20 protein-coding genes, 1 tRNA gene, 1 pseudogene and 1 other annotated feature are annotated in these 20,061 nt (G+C 39.1%); of the genes and pseudogenes, 3 read left to right on the forward strand and 19 right to left on the reverse strand.

The window, feature by feature from the left end; genetic code table 11:
* Window positions 1-103 precede the first annotated feature (103 nt).
* Complete coding sequence (locus AC1Z3S_RS14185) at window positions 104-1,168, reverse strand: M24 family metallopeptidase (protein ID WP_461740899.1); 1,065 nt, start codon at window positions 1,166-1,168, stop codon at window positions 104-106.
* 197 nt (window positions 1,169-1,365) lie between these two features.
* Here AC1Z3S_RS14185 and AC1Z3S_RS14190 point away from each other — a divergent pair, with 197 nt between their 5' ends.
* A complete protein-coding gene (locus AC1Z3S_RS14190; RefSeq protein ID WP_265455414.1) occupies window positions 1,366-1,620 on the forward strand; it encodes a hypothetical protein in 255 nt (84 codons plus the stop codon).
* Window positions 1,621-1,754: 134 nt separating this feature from the next.
* On the opposite strand, the gene AC1Z3S_RS14195 is transcribed toward AC1Z3S_RS14190, so the two are convergent.
* The 17 genes and pseudogenes from AC1Z3S_RS14195 to AC1Z3S_RS14275 all read right to left on the reverse strand — a co-directional run bounded on the left by AC1Z3S_RS14195 (window position 1,755) and on the right by AC1Z3S_RS14275 (window position 16,456).
* A complete protein-coding gene (locus AC1Z3S_RS14195; RefSeq protein WP_461740900.1) occupies window positions 1,755-2,138 on the reverse strand; it encodes a DUF956 family protein in 384 nt (127 codons plus the stop codon).
* Between the two features lie 179 nt (window positions 2,139-2,317).
* Window positions 2,318-3,229 (reverse strand): PTS system mannose/fructose/sorbose family transporter subunit IID, encoded by a 912-nt coding sequence (locus AC1Z3S_RS14200; protein ID WP_461740901.1) that lies wholly within the window; start codon window positions 3,227-3,229, stop codon window positions 2,318-2,320.
* 18 nt (window positions 3,230-3,247) lie between these two features.
* Entirely contained in the window at window positions 3,248-4,060 is an 813-nt protein-coding gene (locus AC1Z3S_RS14205; protein ID WP_461740902.1) for a PTS mannose/fructose/sorbose transporter subunit IIC, read from the reverse strand.
* Window positions 4,061-4,087: 27 nt separating this feature from the next.
* Window positions 4,088-5,074: a mannose/fructose/sorbose PTS transporter subunit IIA gene (locus AC1Z3S_RS14210; protein ID WP_461740903.1), complete on the reverse strand. Its 987-nt coding sequence runs from the start codon at window positions 5,072-5,074 to the stop codon at window positions 4,088-4,090.
* A 75-nt stretch (window positions 5,075-5,149) separates the two neighbouring features.
* The gene (locus tag AC1Z3S_RS14215; protein WP_461740904.1) at window positions 5,150-5,647 is read right to left on the reverse strand and encodes a PTS sugar transporter subunit IIB; all 498 of its coding nucleotides are present in this window, start codon (window positions 5,645-5,647) and stop codon (window positions 5,150-5,152) included.
* A gap of 200 nt (window positions 5,648-5,847) precedes the next feature.
* Window positions 5,848-8,676: a sigma-54-dependent transcriptional regulator gene (locus AC1Z3S_RS14220; RefSeq protein ID WP_461740905.1), complete on the reverse strand. Its 2,829-nt coding sequence runs from the start codon at window positions 8,674-8,676 to the stop codon at window positions 5,848-5,850.
* A gap of 330 nt (window positions 8,677-9,006) precedes the next feature.
* Window positions 9,007-9,327, reverse strand: a complete 321-nt coding sequence (locus tag AC1Z3S_RS14225) for a P-II family nitrogen regulator (RefSeq protein WP_265455426.1) — start codon at window positions 9,325-9,327, stop codon at window positions 9,007-9,009.
* 48 nt (window positions 9,328-9,375) lie between these two features.
* The gene (locus tag AC1Z3S_RS14230) at window positions 9,376-9,687 is read right to left on the reverse strand and encodes a hypothetical protein (protein WP_461735587.1); all 312 of its coding nucleotides are present in this window, start codon (window positions 9,685-9,687) and stop codon (window positions 9,376-9,378) included.
* Between the two features lie 21 nt (window positions 9,688-9,708).
* The gene (locus AC1Z3S_RS14235) at window positions 9,709-11,274 is read right to left on the reverse strand and encodes a DUF1538 domain-containing protein (protein WP_461740906.1); all 1,566 of its coding nucleotides are present in this window, start codon (window positions 11,272-11,274) and stop codon (window positions 9,709-9,711) included.
* A 122-nt stretch (window positions 11,275-11,396) separates the two neighbouring features.
* Window positions 11,397-12,187: pseudogene (locus tag AC1Z3S_RS14240) on the reverse strand (nucleotidyltransferase domain-containing protein).
* Between the two features lie 406 nt (window positions 12,188-12,593).
* Window positions 12,594-12,956: a DUF805 domain-containing protein gene (locus tag AC1Z3S_RS14245; RefSeq protein WP_461740907.1), complete on the reverse strand. Its 363-nt coding sequence runs from the start codon at window positions 12,954-12,956 to the stop codon at window positions 12,594-12,596.
* A 429-nt stretch (window positions 12,957-13,385) separates the two neighbouring features.
* Complete coding sequence (gene rpmA, locus AC1Z3S_RS14250) at window positions 13,386-13,673, reverse strand: 50S ribosomal protein L27 (RefSeq protein WP_265456646.1); 288 nt, start codon at window positions 13,671-13,673, stop codon at window positions 13,386-13,388.
* A 12-nt stretch (window positions 13,674-13,685) separates the two neighbouring features.
* Complete coding sequence (locus AC1Z3S_RS14255; RefSeq protein WP_265455435.1) at window positions 13,686-14,027, reverse strand: ribosomal-processing cysteine protease Prp; 342 nt, start codon at window positions 14,025-14,027, stop codon at window positions 13,686-13,688.
* Window positions 14,028-14,051: 24 nt separating this feature from the next.
* On the reverse strand, window positions 14,052-14,360 hold the full coding sequence (gene rplU / locus AC1Z3S_RS14260; RefSeq protein ID WP_265455437.1) for a 50S ribosomal protein L21: 309 nt from the start codon (window positions 14,358-14,360) through the stop codon (window positions 14,052-14,054).
* 19 nt (window positions 14,361-14,379) lie between these two features.
* Window positions 14,380-14,454: a sequence feature (ribosomal protein L21 leader region), on the reverse strand.
* A 95-nt stretch (window positions 14,455-14,549) separates the two neighbouring features.
* Window positions 14,550-14,864 carry a hypothetical protein gene (locus AC1Z3S_RS14265; RefSeq protein ID WP_461740908.1) on the reverse strand — a complete coding sequence of 105 codons (315 nt, stop codon included), beginning with the start codon at window positions 14,862-14,864 and terminating at the stop codon, window positions 14,550-14,552.
* Window positions 14,865-14,910: 46 nt separating this feature from the next.
* On the reverse strand, window positions 14,911-15,924 hold the full coding sequence (locus AC1Z3S_RS14270; RefSeq protein WP_461740909.1) for a GNAT family N-acetyltransferase: 1,014 nt from the start codon (window positions 15,922-15,924) through the stop codon (window positions 14,911-14,913).
* A complete protein-coding gene (locus AC1Z3S_RS14275) occupies window positions 15,908-16,456 on the reverse strand; it encodes a GNAT family N-acetyltransferase (RefSeq protein WP_461740910.1) in 549 nt (182 codons plus the stop codon). The genes AC1Z3S_RS14270 and AC1Z3S_RS14275 overlap by 17 nt, the downstream gene beginning before the upstream one ends.
* A gap of 263 nt (window positions 16,457-16,719) precedes the next feature.
* Between AC1Z3S_RS14275 and AC1Z3S_RS14280 the strand changes: the two genes are divergently transcribed.
* Window positions 16,720-16,793, forward strand: a tRNA-Arg gene (locus AC1Z3S_RS14280).
* A gap of 367 nt (window positions 16,794-17,160) precedes the next feature.
* Entirely contained in the window at window positions 17,161-17,541 is a 381-nt protein-coding gene (locus AC1Z3S_RS14285) for a PH domain-containing protein (protein WP_461735578.1), read from the forward strand.
* A gap of 238 nt (window positions 17,542-17,779) precedes the next feature.
* On the opposite strand, the gene AC1Z3S_RS14290 is transcribed toward AC1Z3S_RS14285, so the two are convergent.
* Window positions 17,780-19,303 carry an AcpB/EbpR/MafR family transcriptional regulator gene (locus tag AC1Z3S_RS14290; protein WP_461740911.1) on the reverse strand — a complete coding sequence of 508 codons (1,524 nt, stop codon included), beginning with the start codon at window positions 19,301-19,303 and terminating at the stop codon, window positions 17,780-17,782.
* Window positions 19,304-20,061 lie beyond the last annotated feature (758 nt).

A 20,061-nucleotide genomic window follows, 5' to 3' on the forward strand; every position in this document is an offset into this window, starting at 1 on the left:
AAAACAGTTCTCCTAGCTTTACTAAAGTAAAACTTCATTGATAGTGTATCAGAAATTGCAGTCTGACGCTATCTTTAAATCAATAGCAAGAAATTGTTTTACCCTATAAAATAATCAATTCCTTTGGTGAATGGGTCAAGACTTGATTGCCGTCTTTTGTGATCAACAAATCATCTTCAATCCGCACGCCGCCGATACCTGGCAGATAAATTCCTGGTTCATCAGTAATCACATTGCCTGGGACAAAGGCCTTATCTGCTCTAAAGGAAACATTTGGGCCTTCATGAATTTCAAGACCAATTCCATGGCCTGTCGAATGACCAAAGGCTTCGCCATAACCAAATGAAGCGATATGTTCTCTGGCAACAGCATCCAATTGAATCCCAGTGATGCCCGGTTGCGCCACTTCAATCACTTTTAATTGTGCTTCTAGGACAATTTGATAAATTTCTTTTAGCTTGTCACCGGGATTGCCAATTGCAAAAGTCCGCGTCATATCCGATACATATCCTTGATAGTAGCAACCGAAATCCAGCGTAATCAAATCATTTTTCTCAATGATTTTTTCACTGGCCACCCCGTGGGGCATTGCTGAGCGCAGTCCACTAGCAACAATCGTGTCAAAGGAAACACTAGTAGCTCCTAAAGAACGCATGTAAAAATCCAATTCATTGGCAACTTGGATTTCTGTCATGCCGGGTTTAATGAAGTCCAAAATATGTTTAAAGCCTTGATCTGCAATATCACAGGCCTTTTGAATTAAAGCCACTTCATCATCGTCTTTGACTTCCCGCAAATCTTCCATTAAACCTGTGACTGGTACAAGTTCAGCTGAAATAATTTCTTCCAAGACTGAATACTCAGCAAAGCTGACAAAGTTTTCTTCAAAGCCCATGCTATTTAAATTATCTTTGTTGCTCAGATTAGCTACCTCATCAAAAATCGGGCCGCTGTTTTTGACAATATCAAAGCCCGATGCTTGCTTGCCAGCTTGCTCCGTGTAACGAAAATCTGTGACAAAATAAGCATTTTCTAAAGTTATCACTGCTAGACCGGTGGTACCGGTAAAATTTGTAAAGTAGCGCAAATTATAAGGACTAGTAATTAAAAAGCTATCTAAGCCCTCCGTTTTCATCATCTGCCGTAATTTTTCAACTCTTAAACTCATGTGATGGCCTCCTCTTAGTTTTTCTAATCTATTATAGCAGAAAAAGACCCAAGTAAAATCTTCCAGCGCTTTTTTCCCTGACTCTTTTAGAAAAATTATGAAGATTTTTTCATTTTTATTTCATGGAGAAAAAGTTTTTTTCCTGCTCGCCTCCGGTAAACTAAATATATCAAGTACATTTAGAGGAGGAGTTCAAAATGGATCGTAAATTGTTGTTGAAATTAGCCGCTGGTGCCGGCACTTTGGTGGGGGCTGGCTTATTATTAGCCACCTTGTTTAGCTACTTAGAATATTATCGTTATGGTTTTTTCATTGATATGGAGGACCGTTTGGAATTATTTTTACCGGCAATTTTAGGGATTATTTTAATTGGTTTCGCTCTGTCACTGCCGGCCCTATTTAAAAAATGGGCCAATACCAATCCAGAAGACAAGCACTGGAAAGATTTCTAATCCATTAAGGTACCACCAACTTATCGGCAAAGCTAACGCTGAACTGGAGGCTTACTAGATAAGTTGTTTAAATAAAAAAGCACAAGCTGGATAATCGACCCTGTTTTACAGGTTCAACTAGCTTGTGCTTTTTATTATGATTGCTGTTTTTTACCAAAGCGATTTTTTAAGCTACGGTTTAAGACTTGGAAAAAACCTAATGAGCGGACCATATGTTCAGCGGGTACATACTCTCTAATTGCCCGTAAGACCTTCTTCGGATCTTTCGAAGCAAAGGTGAATAACCCATTTTGCTTGGTACGAATGGCATAACGGGGAATCCATTTTCCCTTGAAAATGACTGAAGCGATGACCACATCGACTTCCTCCCAAGGAATTTGGATGAACTTGCGGGAATCCCTTGTATCATAATACTCAAACGCGTTATCCCCCACCATAATCTTGCCGTAGTTATTCATGCCCATAAAGGATTGTCCATCAATTGTTAAATCAACCTTGGTATTCAATGATTGTACCATCTTCATCGCTCCATTTCTTTTCATTCAGTATAAATGAGCCTGCCATAAATTTCTAACAAAAGGGACTATCACTTACCTGTAAGTAACACTCCTTAATTTAGAAAAACTGACAGGAGCCAGTTTAAGAATAGCCGCAAAAAACGAACTATTCTTAAACAAAAACCCCCGCAGTAAAATTCTTACATAATGTTTAAAACGTGTAAGCCAACACCGACTACAAATAGACCGATGATGATGATGATTGGAGAAATTTTCTTCTTCAATAACCACATACACAATAAAGTTAACAGTAATGCAGCTAATCCAGGAATCAAACTATCTAAGTTGTCTTGTAAAGTTGTTGTTTGAATATCAGATAGAGATAGACCTGAAGAATATTGTTCAATGGCTGATCTAATTCCTGCTGTACCGCTTGGTAAAGAACTCCAATCGATGAAGGCACCGTCAGATAATTGAACTTGTGAAACAACTGGTGTGAAGGAAACATTTACCCAGCGTTCAACGAGTGAACCTAGGACAAACATCCCTAAAATAGAAGCACCTTTAGTTACTTTTTGTAATAATCCACCGGATAAATCTTCTGTAATTTTTGAACCTGCACGGTAGCCAAATTCTTGTGTATACCACATGAAGGCCATCCGAATAATATTCCAAGCCACAAAGAAAATAATTGGGCCTAAAATACTGCCAGATAATGCTAGAGAAGCGCCTAGGGCACCTAACATTGGGCGCACAGTAAACCAGAAAACTGGGTCACCAACACCGGCCAAAGGACCCATCATACCGACTTTAACCCCTTGAATTGCCACATCATCAACTGGTGCACCATTGGCCCGTTCTTCCTCCAAAGCCAAAGTTACCCCAAGAATTGGTGAGGCAATGTATGGGTGGGTATTAAAGAATTCCAAGTGACGTTTCAAAGCGGCACTACGGTCTTCTGTACTCTTGTATAATTTTTTGATTGCTGGAATCATTGAAAAGGCCCAGCCACCGTTTTGCATCCGTTCATAGTTCCAAGAACCTTGAATGAAGGTTGAACGTAGGAAAACGGAAGTACGATCTTTTTTAGTTAATTCGATTCTTTCTGCCATTTTTTTCTCCTCCGTTTCCTAATAGTCATTCAAGATGTCGCCTAAAGGATCGCCAGTGTTTGAACCACCGCCGCCTGTAGCAGAACCTTGGTTTTCTGTAATGTTTAAGTAGATTAAAGCAATCGCTACAGCTAACGCACCAATGGCGATTAGTGTTAATTCACTGATAGCTGCAATGACAAAACCGATAACGAAGAATGGCCATACTTCACTAGTTGCCATCATGTTGATAACCATTGCATACCCAACGGCTACCACCATACCACCACCGATTGCCATACCATCGGTTAACCAAGCTGGCATTGAATTTAAAAATCCGCTAACTGTTGCAGCTGGGATTAATAATAAAGCGCCAGCCGGTAAAGCAATCCGGATACCTTGCATGATAACGGCAATAATATGCCATCTTTCAATTGCTTTGTAATCACCTTTTTCAGCAGCCGCATCCATAAAGTGAACGATTGGCACAGCCAAAGTTCGTACGATCATGGTTAAGAACAAACCAGCGACAGCCAATGGAATCGCAACGGCAATGGCAGTATCAACACCATTTTCGCCTTGTCCACCTAAAACTAAAATAATTGCTGAAGCAACTGAAGCTAAAGCCGCATCCGGTGCAACTGCCGCACCAATGTTAGCCCAACCTAAAGCGATCATTTGCAATGATCCCCCAAGGATAATACAAGCTGTCAAATTACCAGTAACTAAGCCAATTAATGTACACGCAACTAATGGTTGATGGAATTGGAATTCATCCAAGATACCTTCCATACCAGCTAGAAACGCAACAAGAATGACCAGAATCATTTGAATAATATTTAAATCACCCATGGAATTTCTTACCTCCTAGTTAAACTTTTATTTAGCGTTTGCTAATTCATTTTTAGCTTTTTTCAAAATGTCGTCCATATTGTCTTTGGAATCATTCGGCACTTTGCGGACATCAAATTTGATGCCTTTGCTTTCTAAGGTTTCAAAGGCTTGAACATCTTCGTCACCCATTGATAAAACTTTACTTACAACTACTTTACCGACTGAGTGAGCCATCGAACCGACGTTGACTTCTTTGATGTCAACTCCGCCGTCGACTGCCCGAACAACATCTTCTGGGTTTTCAAACAACAGTAGAGCTTTGGTATTGCCAAAACGAGGATCTTTAGAGATTTCAATCAGTTTTTCGATTGGGATAACATTAGCTTTCACCCCTGGAGGAGCAGCTTGTTCAATCAATTTCTTCCGTAAATCATCTTTTGATACCGCATCAGAGACAACAATAATCCGACTTGGGTTAACTGATTTGGTCCAAGCAGTTGCCACTTGACCATGTAGTAACCGGGAGTCGACCCGCGCTAAAACAATTTTTAATTTGCCATCGCCTAGAACTGTTCCTTCTGGAATTGGACCGCTTCCTTTAGCTTCAGCTGGTGCCATTGCTTCTTTTGGTTCCAACTCTTCAGGGCGAATTCTAACTCCTTCTTTTGCTACAGTTAAGACATGGGCAGCAATTTCTTGAGCAGAAGTCATGCTAAAGCGTGAAGCATAAGCTTCAATCAACATTGGCAAATTCAAACCGGCTACGATAGCCCATTTGTCTTTATGCTCTTCAAACAACGTATTGGCCTGGTTAAACGGTGTGCCTCCCCAAAGATCGACTAAGAACAATACTTCGTCTTCTTCATCGAAGGTAGCAATTGCAGCTTGTAGTTTTGCCTTTAAGTCATCAGGTCCTTCGCTTGGTTGTAAAGTAACAGCCTGCACTTTTTCCTGCTCGCCGAAAATCATTGAGCCGGATTGTAAAATGCCGTTAGCGAATTCGCCATGACTGGCAAGGATGATTCCTACCATTTTCTTTCCTCCTACAATTATTTTTTACTGATGCTAATAAATAATAAAAATTAATTCAAATGCCGGCATCAGCAATTAGCTCAGCTTTTCTTTCTTTAACAAATCGGCCAAGCTGACCTTCCGATCTGCGGGAACTTTGCGGATTTCAATATCAATACCTTGAGCTAAAAGAAAGTCGAATGCTTTTAAATCCTCGTCATCAATTGAGACAAAATTGGTAATCATTTTTTTGCCCGTGGTAAAACGCATGCCACCGATATTTAATGACGGCAACTCGACGCCTCTTCTGACGATAGCAGCGACATCTTGCGGATTGGTGAAAAGCAGCATGACTTTATGATTGCGAAACAACAAGTTATGGTAAACCTCAACCATTTTGTCGACAGTGATCACATTGGCTTTGACACCGGGTGGTACTGCTTGGCTTAATAAAAACTTTCGCAAATCATCTTTGGCAACTTCATCGCTAACCACTAAAATTCTTTCGACCCCAGTAGTACGGGACCAAACGGTTGCAACTTGACCGTGAATTAAGCGGTCATCAATCCTCGCAAGACGAATATCCATGCTCATCTTGAAATCCTCTTCAGGTTACTATTAAAAATCTAAAAAAATTCTGGATTTTCAACCTCGCCCTCTTTCCATAAATATATAAAGCAAGTTCCGTGCCAAAATACACTAGCGTAAAAATAACCAAACCAGCATTTCTGACAATACACAAAAAGGATACACTGTAACAGTGTATCCTTTTTGTGTATTGTTTTTCTGTATTATCAAGCTTGATTATTGATAAACTGCAGAACGAAAAATTCTTCCACCTCAGGAAATTCCAGATGAAGACTGGTATTAATTTTTTGTGTTAACTGATGCAGCTTGTCATAGGCTGGATTCTTTTTCATTTCCTGTAAATCATCTTGATTCACTGTCAACGTTTCCTTTAGAATAATTCGTTCAATCGCACCGGCTAAGTGGATGACTAAATTGATATAGGTCGAATAATCCATTGGACGGCCGAAGAAGGCTTTAAAGAGCTCATCGGTAAACTGCCATAAAGGCTCAATAATTTTCTTACCGTTAATAAAAGTAAAACTTTCTAGTATATAGTCAACGGCAATTTGCTTCGCCGAACTTTCCGTCAGCTCAATTTCTTGAATTTGATTTAAATCATTTTCCAGTAAAAGATTTTCCAACAGTAGCTCGACATCTTGATTGATAAAATTCTCTAAAGGCAGAAATGGAGCATTGATTTTAGGGTCAAGAATTCCTGTGACCGCAACAATCTCACTGTTTTTTTGCAGCTCTTGGATTTTTTCTTCCGCAGCCATCACAGAGGTGGTTGCCACTTGAATATTTTTAACCGCTGAGGTCTGCAACGCCTTTTCAATAATTTCCTTAATGCGCTGAGCCGTTCCCTCGCCAGTCGTACAAATCGCCAAAATTACTTTATCCTCAGCGATGACATTTTTTTCTTCATTGGCCGTTGTCAGCTGACCATAGCCTTGAAATTCTTTAAGGGATTCAAATAATTCAGCTAAATCCGTCCCTAAAACTGAAGCTTTTCGTTCAGCTTCCAAGACAAGCGGTGTGGTCACCATGTCTAAGGAACGAACCATGACGCCCGTTTCTTTTCTGATATTATCAGCAAAGGAAGTCAATGAGCCCATGTCCACCAATAATAAAACGCCATTGCCTTCATTGGCGTCGACGACTTTTTGTTTTAATTTTTCATAGGCGACCGTCGGACTCATATCAAGGGGCATATCGACTGCTTGCAAGCGGTCGGTGCCTAGCAATTTATTGACCACTTGAGCCATACTGCTGGCGGTGCTGATACCGTGGGCGGCAATGACCACGCCAACACGACCGGCACTCTTACGATGTTTTAAGGAAATCAGCAGTACGGTTAAATAATATATTTCATTTTCGGCGACTGTCACCGAAAATTTTTCTTCTATTAAATGATGGATATAGGTAGCTGCCTTCATTTCATTTGGAAAGCCAGCAGCCATTTCCTTAATATTATCATTGGTCACCCGCTGTTCACCCAAGCTCATCTTTCTTAAAAGAGAGCTGATGTGCAGACTAAAGGCATAAATAAAGTTTTGTTGAAAGACTGGACCAAATGTCTTTGTGGCATAGGCTAAAATCTCTTCCGTCAGATCAATCACTTGAGGCTCGACAAAATCCCCCAGCTTATTATCGGATTCAAAGGTGAAGCCGTGATTTTTATAAAATGATTTCAAATGAATATTAATATCTGTCGAAATAAATTGATTGATCACGTCTTGGCTCAGCCCGTCCGCTTTTAATAAAGCGGCTTTGTCGCCGATAATATCATATAAATTATAAGGTAGCTCATAGGAGTCGCTTTGAAAACGTAACGCCGGCTCGTTAGGATCGACCGTCATCTTCGGCTCTAAATATTTAGCCATTTCCGCCAAACGATTGCGATCACCAGCTAATTCGATGAGACCACTGCGGATATTTTCTGATAAATCCTCGACAGTGATTGTGATTTCTTCGTTGCTCATTTGATTCATAAAAGCCCGGGCACAGACTAGCTGGATATTGGATTTCAATTGGCCGATATTGCCATAGGTAACGCTGCCAATCAATGCCTTGACAACATCCTCCATTACACTGATGCGGCGTTGGATGCGGCCAGCTTCAATCGCCATCATAATCCGCACCAAATCAATTTGCTCCTCGGCCGGCCGTTCATAAAATGGCGGCAGTTGGATATTGATGGGAATCCGTCTCACAAAAGTTTCTAATAAAGAAGAAGAAGGATCTTCGGTAGTGGCGCCCAAAATTCGCACATCCGCACGGCGATTTTTGGAATTTTCCCCCAAACGATTATAGGTGCCATTATCCATAAAATAAAAAATCATTTCCTGACCTTCTGGCGGCAAGCGATGGATTTCATCTAAAAAGAGCATCCCGCCGTCAGCCTGTTCAATAATGCCCTGCTTGTCTTCATTGGCGCCGGTAAAGGCCCCTTTGACATAACCAAACAAATGACTCATCAACAATTCGGGATTATTGGCATAATCCGCACAGTTAAAGACAATCAATTCATCCCTTTGAGCAATCACTTCATTGGCTTTCGCAAATTCAAACATCGCATGGGCAAAATGCGTTTTTCCGGAACCCGTCGGACCGGTAATTAAACAATTCAAGCCTTTAGGGGGATATAAAATTGCCGCCTTCGCCTGATCAATGGGATTTTTCATCGAGCCTTTGGAACCCACCAGTCGGGAAAAAATATCTTTCATCGGAGTCTCTTGGCTGCCGACAAATTTCGGCTGAAGCTTGGTTAAATTATTTTCTTTATAGCTAGGCACATATTTTTCGACCTTGGCGGGTGCTGGGCCGGCAACTGTCTGTTGATTGCCGTTAAAATAATAGCGAACAGGACGCTGATTGGTCTTTTCAATATAACCATCCCGCACCAATTGATTTAAATCCTTACTACTATTAGTCCGTTGAATTTCTAAGGCCTCTGCCACTTCATTTGTTGTGACGCCGAGATATTGGTTTGTTTGAGGATCTTTTACCGTTTGCTTTTTAACAAAAGCCAACACTTTATCCACTCGTGCCATTTTCCCACCTCCTAAAAACCCTTGTATCGTAGCTGAAATTCCTGATTTCGTCTAGCTTTTTATATCACATCTCCCAAGCCCTTTCAAATATTTCACTTTTTATCAGCAGACAAAGCAGAAAAAAAGGCTGTGCCATTAGTCATTTTAACAGAGAAAATCTTGAACTTTCTTGCCTTTGTCTGAGTGGTCCAAGGTCCTCGAAGGGAAAGTTCCTGCGCTTCAACGGTCCAGTGTTCCTCGTCACAAATTGTCAATCTCTAGTATTTTACAAGAGACTGTTCGTAAAGTTCAGTTCTGTTTTGACTAATGTCACAGCCTTAGTGTGTTAGTTTAATGCTGGCTAATTCCAATGGCGTCTGTAACCGGGATTGAAAAACAAATGCAATTGGCTTCTGTATTGAAACCGACTTTTTCTTTGACTGCCTGCATGATTTTCTCGCAGGTTTCATCATCCGTTAAAAACAAAATGATTTCCCGCTCAGAATCAATTGTGATTCCCATAAAGACTTGATGGCGAGCCCCTTCTCCGCGAGCATTCAAAATGGTTGCTCCGCCAGCCCCAACCTTACGAGCCACTTCCACTACATCATCAGCGTAACCCGCTGTACAAATGACGTGCAAGGCCTTTTGAATTTTCGTTTCATCAATCATAGTTATTCTCCTATTATCAAGATTTTCAATTTTGTTTAAAAAGAGACCTTAAAAGACAATATTGTCCACCGGTGAAGAAAAAGCAATTCCGGTATTCGGCTGATCGAAATGGCATTCGGAAATTAACAGCTGATAAATCTTTTCCTTTTGATCGTTGCGAATGATACAGTTGATGACAGTCTTTTCTTCCTCCGGCGTCAAGCCCAACAGCATCTCTAAATAATTTTGACTGACCGTCCCTTGACCATAACTGGTGGTGATAATTGGACAACGGTTATCCGTCAATAATGTCAACACCCGGTCCTTTTTACGACGGCCGGTGATGATGGTCATCAGCGAAATCTTTTTTGGATTCTTCATCCCAGCTAACCCCCCTGCACTTTAATCTTCAGCAAATTCGTCACTGTCGTCTTCGCCCTCTAAATATTCTTGAATCCGAGCTAATTCATCAGCGGCATCGGCTTTCTCAATTTTTTGACTGCGGCTACTGTAAATAATACCCAAAACCTGCACAGCAATCAACGGCGTTACCGAAATAAACGCAATAATTCCAAAGCCATTGGTCAAAATCGACTGCGCCGTCTCAGGATTACGCATAGCCACCGCTTGCGCTATTCCCAAAGTCAACGGCGTTAAAAAGGCTGAGGTCAACGCCCCGCCAGTTACCCCGCCAGAATCAAAGGCCAAACTGGTAAATAATTTCGACGTGAATTTCATTAAAATTAAAGCAATGACATACAATGGCAACAAGAAATACATAATTCTGATGCCTGTCAAAATTTTAACAACCGACAAGACAACGGCACAACCAATTCCTAGAGCTAAGGTGATGCGAATGGTCATTTTTTTGATATGACCATTTGTCAATTCCTCCAGCTGATCGCCTAATACGGTCACGGCTGGTTCTGACAAAGTAATCGCCATCCCTAAAAAGAAACTGATAAGTAAAAGCAGCCCTTGATAATACTGGGGCTTTGCAGGGTCTAAAAAAACTTCCCCTATGTATTTGCCGGCAAAAGCAAAACCATAATCAATTCCTGTTAAAAAGATTAATAAACCAAAATAAACGGGAATACTACCAAATAAAATGCGGACAAAGCGTTTTTTAGGCAGTTTAACAATAAATAGTTGAAACGGAATAAAAGCTAAAATCACCGGAAAAAGTGCTAAGGCAACATCCACAATATTCCCTTGTAAAATAGCTAAAAATCTACCTGAGACAACCGGATCATAAGTCTGATCTAATTGCAGTACGCCATTATTTTTCAAATAAATATACAAGCCATACAGAAAAATTGCAATAATCGGTCCCACCGAAGTAATGCCGATAATCCCAAAGGTTTCATCGTTTGATTTATGGCGGCTCATCGTTTGAGAAACCCCGATACCTAGCGCCAAAATAAATGGCACCGACACATCACCGGTGGTCGCGCCACTGGCATCAAAAGCCAAGCCAATAAATTCCTCTGGCACAAATAAAACCATTGCAAAAACAATCGCGTAAAGCAGTAGAAAAACTTTTTTAATATCCCAGTTTTTCATCAAGCGCATCAAGGCAAAGCCAACGGATACCCCCGTTCCTGTACTCGCCAGCCAAACAAATGGCCGAATCCCGACATCATCAATGACCAAGTGTGTCTGCCGCGCCAATACTTCGAGCGCCGGCTCAGCCACTGTCACCACAAAACCAAACACAACCCCAAACAACACAATAATCCATAAATTTTTCAGTTTGATTAAAGACTGCCCGACAATTTTGCCAATCGGTAAAATGCTCGCCTCCAAGCCCACTAAAAATAACGTTTGACCAATAACTACACTGGCATAGCCTACTAATAGCCGCAAATAATCTCCCGCATCATCAAAGGGGGCAATAATCACACAGACAATCATGACAATGATGGCTAGTGGCAGGGATGACAGGATGGTCTCCTTTAGAGTAGTCACTAACTGTTTAATGACTCATCACCTACTTTCTCAATTTTTCACAACACTCTCCTTCTTATTTAAAGTATAACATTAATTTAAAAACGCATTCAAGTTTAATCGTTTGAAGAAAAACGATTAAATCACTGAATAAATTTCAAAAAAGCTGCATTCAGTTGCTGCCAGTCAGTTGCGGGCTCCTGCGGTAGTTCTTTAGCCCGCTTTTCCATAGCACTGATTTGTTCTTCAATGTATTCATTTAAGATGGTGACTTTTGGAACCAGCTCCAGCTCATTGACGGCCATTTTTATTTCTAAGAGCTCATCCACCGCCAAGCGTAAATTTTGCGGTAATTCAGCCGCTAGTAGTTCACTAAAAGCCATTGGTGGATTGGTATTTTTATCAAGAACCCATTGGCCTGCTATAATCGGCCGCAAAACATAAAAATATTTCTTAGCCTTCACCAAATCCCCCTTCAAATAATCACGATAATTGGTACTCGCCATGTGCCAGTAATGATACAAGGATTTCTTTTGCGAAAAATAAGCGGGTAACAATTCTTTTAACTGGCTAAATTTTTCATTTTGATAATAGACAATCGGTGAGGCACACCACTCAAATAAGGTCGGATTCGAGCGTTGCAAGAGCTTCAAAGCTTTTTTAATGTCCCAACCATTGATATCCAGCGTCTCATCTAGCTGCCACTCAATTACATCCGCATGTCGTCCAAGCGCAGATAGTCTTGTGGCTTGCGCACATACAAAAAGCGCACATCATAATCACTGTCCGGCGAGGCAAAGCCCCAAGCCCGACTACCCGACTCCACAGCTAAAATAATTTCCACTTGTTCCCGCTCTTCAATCGTTTTTAATTTTTCTAGAATAATTTTGTCCATTTCTCCACCCCTTAACTGGTCACATTTTTTTATTTTCATACTCCGACTTGAAAGACTGAAAAAAATTTAACATTCACCACTTCTGATTGGATTCATATAATGATTGTACCAAAGATTTAAAAAGTTAGAATTAGTAAAAAGCCAGCCTTCATTTTAAGATGAAGACTGGCAAGTTAATACGGGAATTTTTTTGAATTTAGATTTTTTAGCCTCACTTTGATTGTTCTTACAGAATTGGGCTAACGTCGAGAGTTCTGAAGTTTTTTCCAAAGTAATTGCGAGCCTTTGCTAACAATTTTCCAACTACTTCGACTGAATCAGCGAAAAGTCTGACGAAGTGTGTCGCTTTTTGATGCAATTAAAAATACACAATTAAAAAAGTCATCAAGATGATAATCATAACAGCCCACAGCAACCAAGAAAACTTGCGTAAACAACTATTTAGCTAAAAAAATGATTGATTAACCGGCCATCTTGTTTCCTCAACACTTGGCAAAAGCATCTGGATAAAAATAATCAACGACCCAATCCTCGGCAATAAATACAGAAGCAGCCACCAATTGCTATGGTCTCGATCATGCAATCTTCTGGCTCTTAGCGAAAAATTCGCAATCCAAATAGCGAACACTAAAATCATCAACCCCATATCAAAAAATCTTGAATACCTAAATGAAAAAAAATCACTAGCAAATAGATAAACAACAACTAACATAATATTTACGAGTTGCGGCCACCAAAACTGACTTCTTGTCGCTCTTCCCTCCATATTAAACATATTTCTCCAATACTCCTTGTAAGCATTTGCCATTTCCTCACTCCCCTTTTTAATTTAACTATTCCATATAAATATTATTCAGTCAATAAAAACAATTAAAAAAATATTTTTTGAAAAATTTGAATTGTCTTATCGGAATTTTTTACTTTAGGCGTAAGGAAAGAGTTGGCTTTTAATAATTTCAATTGCTCGGCATTGAATCAGATTGATACCACAAATTTGCAGGTTTAACTAGATTCAATCTAGAAAGCTGATGGAAAAATTTAAACAACACATTCAAATAGCTAACTTTTACTAATTTGAAATATAAATTCCGCATTTACAGGTGAATGCTAAAAGATTAGTTAGTTCATGAAAAAGCTAAAATGTTTAGGAGTTTTCAATCCAGTGAATTCAAAAAAAAATGACAAATAAAAAAGCCCTATCTCTTGTCATGCAAGAGATAGAACTCTATTTTAAACATTATTGAGCAACTGGATAAACACTCACTTGTTTTTTGTCGCGGCCCTTGCGCTCGAAACGCACAACGCCGTCAACTTTAGCAAATAATGTGTCGTCGCCACCGATACCAACGTTAGCACCAGGGTAAATTCTTGTACCGCGTTGACGGTAAAGGATTGAACCACCAGAAACAGTTTGGCCATCAGCACGTTTCGCACCTAAACGTTTAGATTCTGAATCACGTCCGTTAGATGTAGAACCGCCACCTTTTTTGTGGGCGAATAATTGTAAGTTCATTGTTAATAACATGGTCTGCACCTCCTATTGATTGGTTGTAATAATTTCGACAAAATCTGGATACTCAGCTTCAGTTGCCTGAAGACCTAAGAGCAGATTTTCCAATAAAATCTGAGCAATATTTCTTTGTTCAGCCGTAATATTCTCCACCATTTCGACATGAAGGTAACCACCTTCTGTATCGTTGGTTTCGATTTTCGGCGCAAATCCAGCCAAAGCATCAATACCATTGACTCCACTGATTGCCAGTGCAGATACTGCAGAACAAACGATATCACTACCGTAAGGACCCGCCTCTGCATGACCAGTTAAAGTAAAAGCTTGAATCCGACCAGAATCACTCCGCATAAAAGTACCCTTGATCATTTACTGGGCCTTCCTTCATCGCTATTAAGCGTTGATTGCGTTGATAACAACTTTTGTGTAAGGTTGACGATGACCTTGTTTGCGGTGAGAATGTTTTTTAGGTTTGTATTTGAAAGTTACGACTTTCTTTTGTTTGCCGTGTTTTTCAACAGTTCCTTCAACAGTTGCACCAGCTACAGTTGGCGCACCAACTTTAGTAGTGTCACCACCGACCAAAATCACTTCATCAAAAACAACTTTTTCGCCAGCTTCAACAGCTAACTTTTCTACGTAGATGGCTTGACCAACTTCAACTTTCAATTGTTTGCCACCAGTTTTAATAATTGCGTACATGCTTAACAGCACCTCCTTAAATTAGACTTAGACTCGCCATCCCAAGTGACAATTGCTTGTGCTTAAGACTTGTTCTGAGCGGTTGTAGCTGTGGAGACCACAATTACAACAGTACAATAGTATCAAAAAAAGAATTCAGCGTCAATGAAAATATATGAAAACTTTTCTAAAAGAAGCGACGGCTCTTTTTTAATGTTTAGCAACAATTCTTTTGACAACATCTGCTAAGTCCCGCATAAAAAAAGCGGAATTTTTTTCAAAGGCCCTTACAAAGGAACCCTCTGGCAACGTCAGCTGGTCAAGAGGCTGCCCTAAAACATCTTTGATAATGATACTCTCATCTAGCTGGCCCCAGTCAACAGACCAGTAGTGGCCTTCTAAGTCACCATCAAACATCGTTTGAACTTCCTCTAATAAAAATTTTAAAATGGCACTCCGGCGACTGGCATCCCCTAAATGTTCTGTGTTCCAAGTTTGCCATTGCTGAATTTCTGTTTCGTACATTTTAAATCCCCCTAATCGCTGTATTATCCCACGATTGTTTGAAAAACTAAAGGGTAAGGTCTAGCTGCATCGTAACAAATGGATAGTGATCACCATTGGTTGCTTGTAAATACTCGCCGGTTTTGACAAAACCGACATTTTGATACAACTTCTGGGCCCGTGTATTAAATTCAGCAACAGCTAAGTTGATCCGCTTCACTGCATAATTTTCCTGAATAAAAGCCAAAATCAACTGAAAAAATTCTTTTCCGAAGCCTTGACCAGTTAAAGCAGGCCTCATGCCCAAACCGAAAATAATTTCATCAGAATTTTCTGCTGGTTCCAAAACAAAATAACCAAACAATTCTCCTGCCTTGATTACTTGATAATAGCTGTCTCCCCGCTGTTTAGCATCCATCATCTCCTCATAATCTTCAGGATCAGCGCTTAAATCATAAAAAGCATAATCTGCTGGATAGTGCCATTGATTGGCAATCATTTCTGCATTGGCTTGCGTCAGCGAGCTAATTTTAAAATCAGCCCTTTCATATAGTATATGCAGATCCTCCCAATGGGATTTTGTCATAAAATACTCATTGGAGCTGAAAGTTTTTTGCAAGCTAGGGGAACTATAACTGCCGGCTTGTTCAAATTGAAAGCCGAGACCCTCTATTAAGTTTTGCGAGGCCTGATTTTCTGTAAAACAACAGGCATAAACTTTTGTTACCTGTTGTGAAAAAACTTCTGTTAAAACTAGGGCTACCACAGACTTCATAATCCCCCGCCGTTGAAAATCCGGGTGTAAAACAAAACCTAGTTCTTTTATTTGTGGATCATGATCTTCAGAGTCATCATGCACTGTAATATGGCCAATCACCTGCAAGGTTTGCTTTTCTTCAATCGCATAAGTTTGCTGATTGTTCAACAAATTTTGCAGCATCGCTTCTGCTTCAGCCAAAGAGCCAGCATGTCGCCAGCCAGCCGCCTCTCCTAAACCCGGAATTTTTGTATAAGCATAAAAATCAGCTAAATCTGTTTCTTGAAAAGGTCGTAATTTAACTTGACTAGTTTCCATTTTCATAAGTTGCCTCCTGAATAGTTTGCAAATATTTTTCTCGTGTCATCACATAATCAAACATCTTAAATGTCTGCTGTAAAGTTGGTGAAGTGTAGCTACTGGTTCCAGAAAAAGTAAAGCCTAGTTTATTAATTAAAGCCTTGGAAGCCTCATTATCTTCAAAATAGCCAGCATAAATTTTCTCAATTCCTTGAGTGAATAAATCCGCCAAAACAACCGTCACAGCTTCAAAAATAATTCCCCGCCGCCGATAATCCGGATGCAATACAAAACCCAATTCTTTTTCCTTAGAATCATTGACCGCCGACTCATCATGGATTGTTAAATGTCCAATAACCCTACCCGTTTTTTTATCCTCAAGGGCATAGGCAAAAGGATTATTGATCAAGCTTGGCAAATCTTCTGCCGCCTCAGCCAAATTTTCTAAATGGCGCCAACCCGCAGCCTCTCCCAAGCCTGGTATTCTCGCATACTGATAGAAATCTTCTAAATCCGTTTCTTGAAACCGCCGCAACAAAACTTGTTGTGTCTCCATACTCCTTCACCTCATACCATTCTACATCTAGTGTACTAAATTTTTATAAAAATAGTGGCTTTTTTCAGAAAACATTTTCCTTTTATTGAAAATGAAAAAATTTAGTTAGCTTAATGCTAAATATTTTCCGATAAAATCATTCATTGACGACAATGTTATTTTGTTGAAAATAAATGTTGAAACACTGCTGCAGTTCTGGTAAAATCATTGATGTTGCTAAAGTAAAAGCAGCTCACAATTGAAACGCCTTTACTTCTGCTGATGTCATAGTAGCTCAGCCGGATAGAGCATCCGCCTTCTAAGCGGACGGTCGGGGGTTCGAATCCCTCCTGTGACGTAATTAGAAAACACAAGAAACATCATAAAAGTCTCTAAAACCTTTTTTGTTAAGGGTTTTAGAGACTTTTTTGTTTGTTTTTAATTACTGGAAATATCCTCGAATGCAAAACATTTTGCATTGATTTTGCATTAACTCATACTTTACTATTTATAAAAATAAAAAAATTTTTATAAGAAACGTATTTAAAGTTAGATCAGCTACGAGAAGAAATAAATCATAGAAAATCCCCTTACCTAAACTTGGTTGACCTTTAAGAGCTGTAGCTGTGTTTGCCTGAGATAACCAAACTCACAAAATACAATTGCCATCCCCACACCGCCACCTTATAATGAAAGAGAAAAGAAAATCAGAAAGCGGGTGCTTTATGGGATTATTTGATGGTTTAATGGGCAATGCCACCCAACATGGCAATGAAGCAGTTCAAAAGGAGCTGCAGGATGTCTTGATTCCTCAAGAAAAAGTTGATTTGGCCTTCAAGTTAGTGCGGGATTTAATAGTTTTCACTGATAAACGTTTGATTATCGTGGATAAACAAGGGATGACGGGTAAAAAAGTTGAGTATAAATCGATTCCCTATAAATCAATTTCACGTTTTTCAGTTGAAACTAGTGGCCATTTTGACTTGGACGCAGAGCTGAAGATTTGGATTTCTAGTGCTGAAGCCCCTTCTGAAAGTGTCCAATTCCGTAAAGATAAAAATATTGTCGAAATTCAACAGGCCCTTGCAGCTGCCGTGTTGGCTTAAACAATCTACAAAGTCATCTGTAAAAATTCAAAGCCGTGCAAGTTCGCTGATTAGCGACGAGTTGCACGGCTAATTTTTTTATTAAGCCTCTTATGTTACCCTTCAAAAAATCTAACCTTCACAATTGTTATGTCAAAGTCTCTCCTCATTAAGAAATCACACACAATGGTTGATTTGCGTTGTCGCTTAATTTTACGACACGCTCTACTCTAAAAAACAAGCCTCGCAATGCTTCTTTTCAAGCAGTCGGCTGAATATTATACCAATCATGTTTACCGGTTTTAGGTATATGCCGCCGCTTCTCCACTTCAAAACTGAGGGTTGAAATATTTTGCATAGTCGGAATGTCCCGCACCACAATTAACCTATCCTTCGGAACATTCGGCATAAGATAATTTGCCACAAATAAATCGCAATCCGGCAGCTCATTTTTTGCTGAATCATTTTCCTTCGAAGTATAAAATTCGTTATTTAAAGGAATGATTGTAATCTTAGTATTAAAAATTTGCCAAAAATATTCTGTTAAAGCGTGAATATGGGCGGGACCCAAGTTGCTGCAAATCCCCACTTTGATTGCTTGACGATTGCGCTGTAGCATTTCTGGCAACCCCTCCCAAAGAATCATTATTTTGCATAAAAAATCGTCGTAGTAAAAAGACAAATCTGGTATGTGATATTTTTTCCCAATCGCTAAAACAAGCGCTGCCAATAGTTCTGAAAATTCCTGAAAATTTATTTCAACTGTTGGTCGAGAAAAATTATTTCGCTGATAAAATATGTAACGGGGATAAGGATAAGTTTTATGTTTTAAATAAGTCGTGATAAACAACTCTTTAAGGCGTTGATAACTACCATCATCGATACTCAATTGTCCCCTTTGCACTAACTCTGAAATAAAATCATCTGCCGCAAACTGGACGCGTTCTTTTTCAGCTGGATTATCCCAGCTAATTTCCTGCCAAAAAACAGTCAGCAGGATGTCCTTCTTAATTGCAGGCAATTCAGCTGCAGAAATTTTTTCCGATTTCTGCTCAAGTTGCTTCAAACAATATTCCAATAGCTGATTAGCTTGAAAATTTTGCAACTGTTTCAAATTTTTTTTAGAGTCAATCAGCTTGCCCTGCTGAATACGAATTAAGGCAACACAAGCAGTAAAGCAGCCTTCATACAGCTCAACATTGTTAAGATTTAACTTGAATTCTTTGTTAAACAGCTTCAAGACTTTAGAAATTTTTTGCTGGTCAAAGGGAAACGGCCATTCCCGAAAACCATAGGCCTCTAAGAAATAATTTTGGAAGAATAAACGTAGCTGCGCTTCATTACTTCCCTTTAATTTAAAAGGATTTTTTTCTAAAATGATTCCAAAATCCCGCAATTTTCGGCTTAGTCGAACTCCCATTCGATATAAACTAGAATTGCTGATGAAAAGACGATCCTCCCAATATTTAGAATTTTCCCCTGGTTCAAAAAAAATCCCTTGTAGCAACTGAAACTCCAGAGATTTTTTTAAAATATCCCCGTAAATAGTTTGAACTGTCTGATTTCCATTTTCCACCACTCGCAAACCCGTTTTGCTATTTAGATCAATCACCAGCACATCTGGCCAGTTTTCTTGAAAATAATCCAAATCGCTGATAATCGTCTTGTTGGAAGTATTGAGCTGGCGAGATAAAGCATCCAAGCTGACCCGCTGATAGGTGGTGAATAATAAATTTAATAAGGAGATGCGACGGTTCATGGTGGTGTTCAAAACTGCTTTCATAGCTAGGCTTCCTTTCTGATTCCTGCATTCGTAAAAAAATTTCAAATACTTAAAAGGAAACAAATAATTCTTTTAGCAAATTTCTAAATATTTATCCATTTAAAATCGACATTCAGGTAATTATAAGTATAATTTAAGCACTTATAAAAACCCGCTATTTTATTTACGAATGACTTCACTTTTATTCTTTTTATGGAGAATAAAATAGAAGAAATCTTCTGTCAATCTTGACTAAAACAGCAATCAAAATTCTTGAAAAAACTATCATTATGTGAATTTTTTCTTTTTTTGAACTCGTATAAGCACTCACTATTTTTAAAAAAATTCAGATATGGGAGCCTTTTTATTGCTCTAGAAACTTTATAACAATTTATATTATTTATAGGTAGTATTTAGAAAGCCTACTTTTTAATATTTTTTTATCTCAGAAATAAAAAAAGACAACATCGGTCAATTTTCTCTTTTCCGTTAACATTATTGATTGACCCGGCCATCTTTTATTTCCTCAATTGGACTATTTCCACAAAAATTGTTATTTAAAATTGAAGATTAGCTTTTAGAATGATTCCCATCGGTTTTATACACTAAAAAGATTTTGATTAAAAAAAACGCTAAGAAGATTTTCTTCCCTTTTTTAGGAAAAAACTTCTTAGCGGTTTTTATAATTTTTTGGATTTGACCATAAAAAACATGGTATTGAGCTAATCTCTTCGCGGCAAAATAATTTTAAAGCCTTGGGATAATTTTTTTCACAAATT

The sequence above is a fragment of the Enterococcus sp. LJL90 genome (genome assembly GCF_056924355.1).

Coding starts and splice junctions, on each gene's coding strand:
- AC1Z3S_RS14185 (WP_461740899.1), bottom strand. CDS start 1,168: ATGAGTTTAAGAGTTGAAAAATTACGGCAGATGATGAAAACGGAGGGC.
- AC1Z3S_RS14190 (WP_265455414.1), top strand. CDS start 1,366: ATGGATCGTAAATTGTTGTTGAAATTAGCCGCTGGTGCCGGCACTTTG.
- AC1Z3S_RS14195 (WP_461740900.1), bottom strand. CDS start 2,138: ATGGTACAATCATTGAATACCAAGGTTGATTTAACAATTGATGGACAA.
- AC1Z3S_RS14200 (WP_461740901.1), bottom strand. CDS start 3,229: ATGGCAGAAAGAATCGAATTAACTAAAAAAGATCGTACTTCCGTTTTC.
- AC1Z3S_RS14205 (WP_461740902.1), bottom strand. CDS start 4,060: ATGGGTGATTTAAATATTATTCAAATGATTCTGGTCATTCTTGTTGCG.
- AC1Z3S_RS14210 (WP_461740903.1), bottom strand. CDS start 5,074: ATGGTAGGAATCATCCTTGCCAGTCATGGCGAATTCGCTAACGGCATT.
- AC1Z3S_RS14215 (WP_461740904.1), bottom strand. CDS start 5,647: ATGAGCATGGATATTCGTCTTGCGAGGATTGATGACCGCTTAATTCAC.
- AC1Z3S_RS14220 (WP_461740905.1), bottom strand. CDS start 8,676: ATGGCACGAGTGGATAAAGTGTTGGCTTTTGTTAAAAAGCAAACGGTA.
- AC1Z3S_RS14225 (WP_265455426.1), bottom strand. CDS start 9,327: ATGATTGATGAAACGAAAATTCAAAAGGCCTTGCACGTCATTTGTACA.
- AC1Z3S_RS14230 (WP_461735587.1), bottom strand. CDS start 9,687: ATGAAGAATCCAAAAAAGATTTCGCTGATGACCATCATCACCGGCCGT.
- AC1Z3S_RS14245 (WP_461740907.1), bottom strand. CDS start 12,956: ATGGCAAATGCTTACAAGGAGTATTGGAGAAATATGTTTAATATGGAG.
- rpmA (WP_265456646.1), bottom strand. CDS start 13,673: ATGTTATTAACAATGAACTTACAATTATTCGCCCACAAAAAAGGTGGC.
- AC1Z3S_RS14255 (WP_265455435.1), bottom strand. CDS start 14,027: ATGATCAAGGGTACTTTTATGCGGAGTGATTCTGGTCGGATTCAAGCT.
- rplU (WP_265455437.1), bottom strand. CDS start 14,360: ATGTACGCAATTATTAAAACTGGTGGCAAACAATTGAAAGTTGAAGTT.
- AC1Z3S_RS14265 (WP_461740908.1), bottom strand. CDS start 14,864: ATGTACGAAACAGAAATTCAGCAATGGCAAACTTGGAACACAGAACAT.
- AC1Z3S_RS14270 (WP_461740909.1), bottom strand. CDS start 15,924: ATGAAAATGGAAACTAGTCAAGTTAAATTACGACCTTTTCAAGAAACA.
- AC1Z3S_RS14275 (WP_461740910.1), bottom strand. CDS start 16,456: ATGGAGACACAACAAGTTTTGTTGCGGCGGTTTCAAGAAACGGATTTA.
- AC1Z3S_RS14285 (WP_461735578.1), top strand. CDS start 17,161: ATGGGATTATTTGATGGTTTAATGGGCAATGCCACCCAACATGGCAAT.
- AC1Z3S_RS14290 (WP_461740911.1), bottom strand. CDS start 19,303: ATGAAAGCAGTTTTGAACACCACCATGAACCGTCGCATCTCCTTATTA.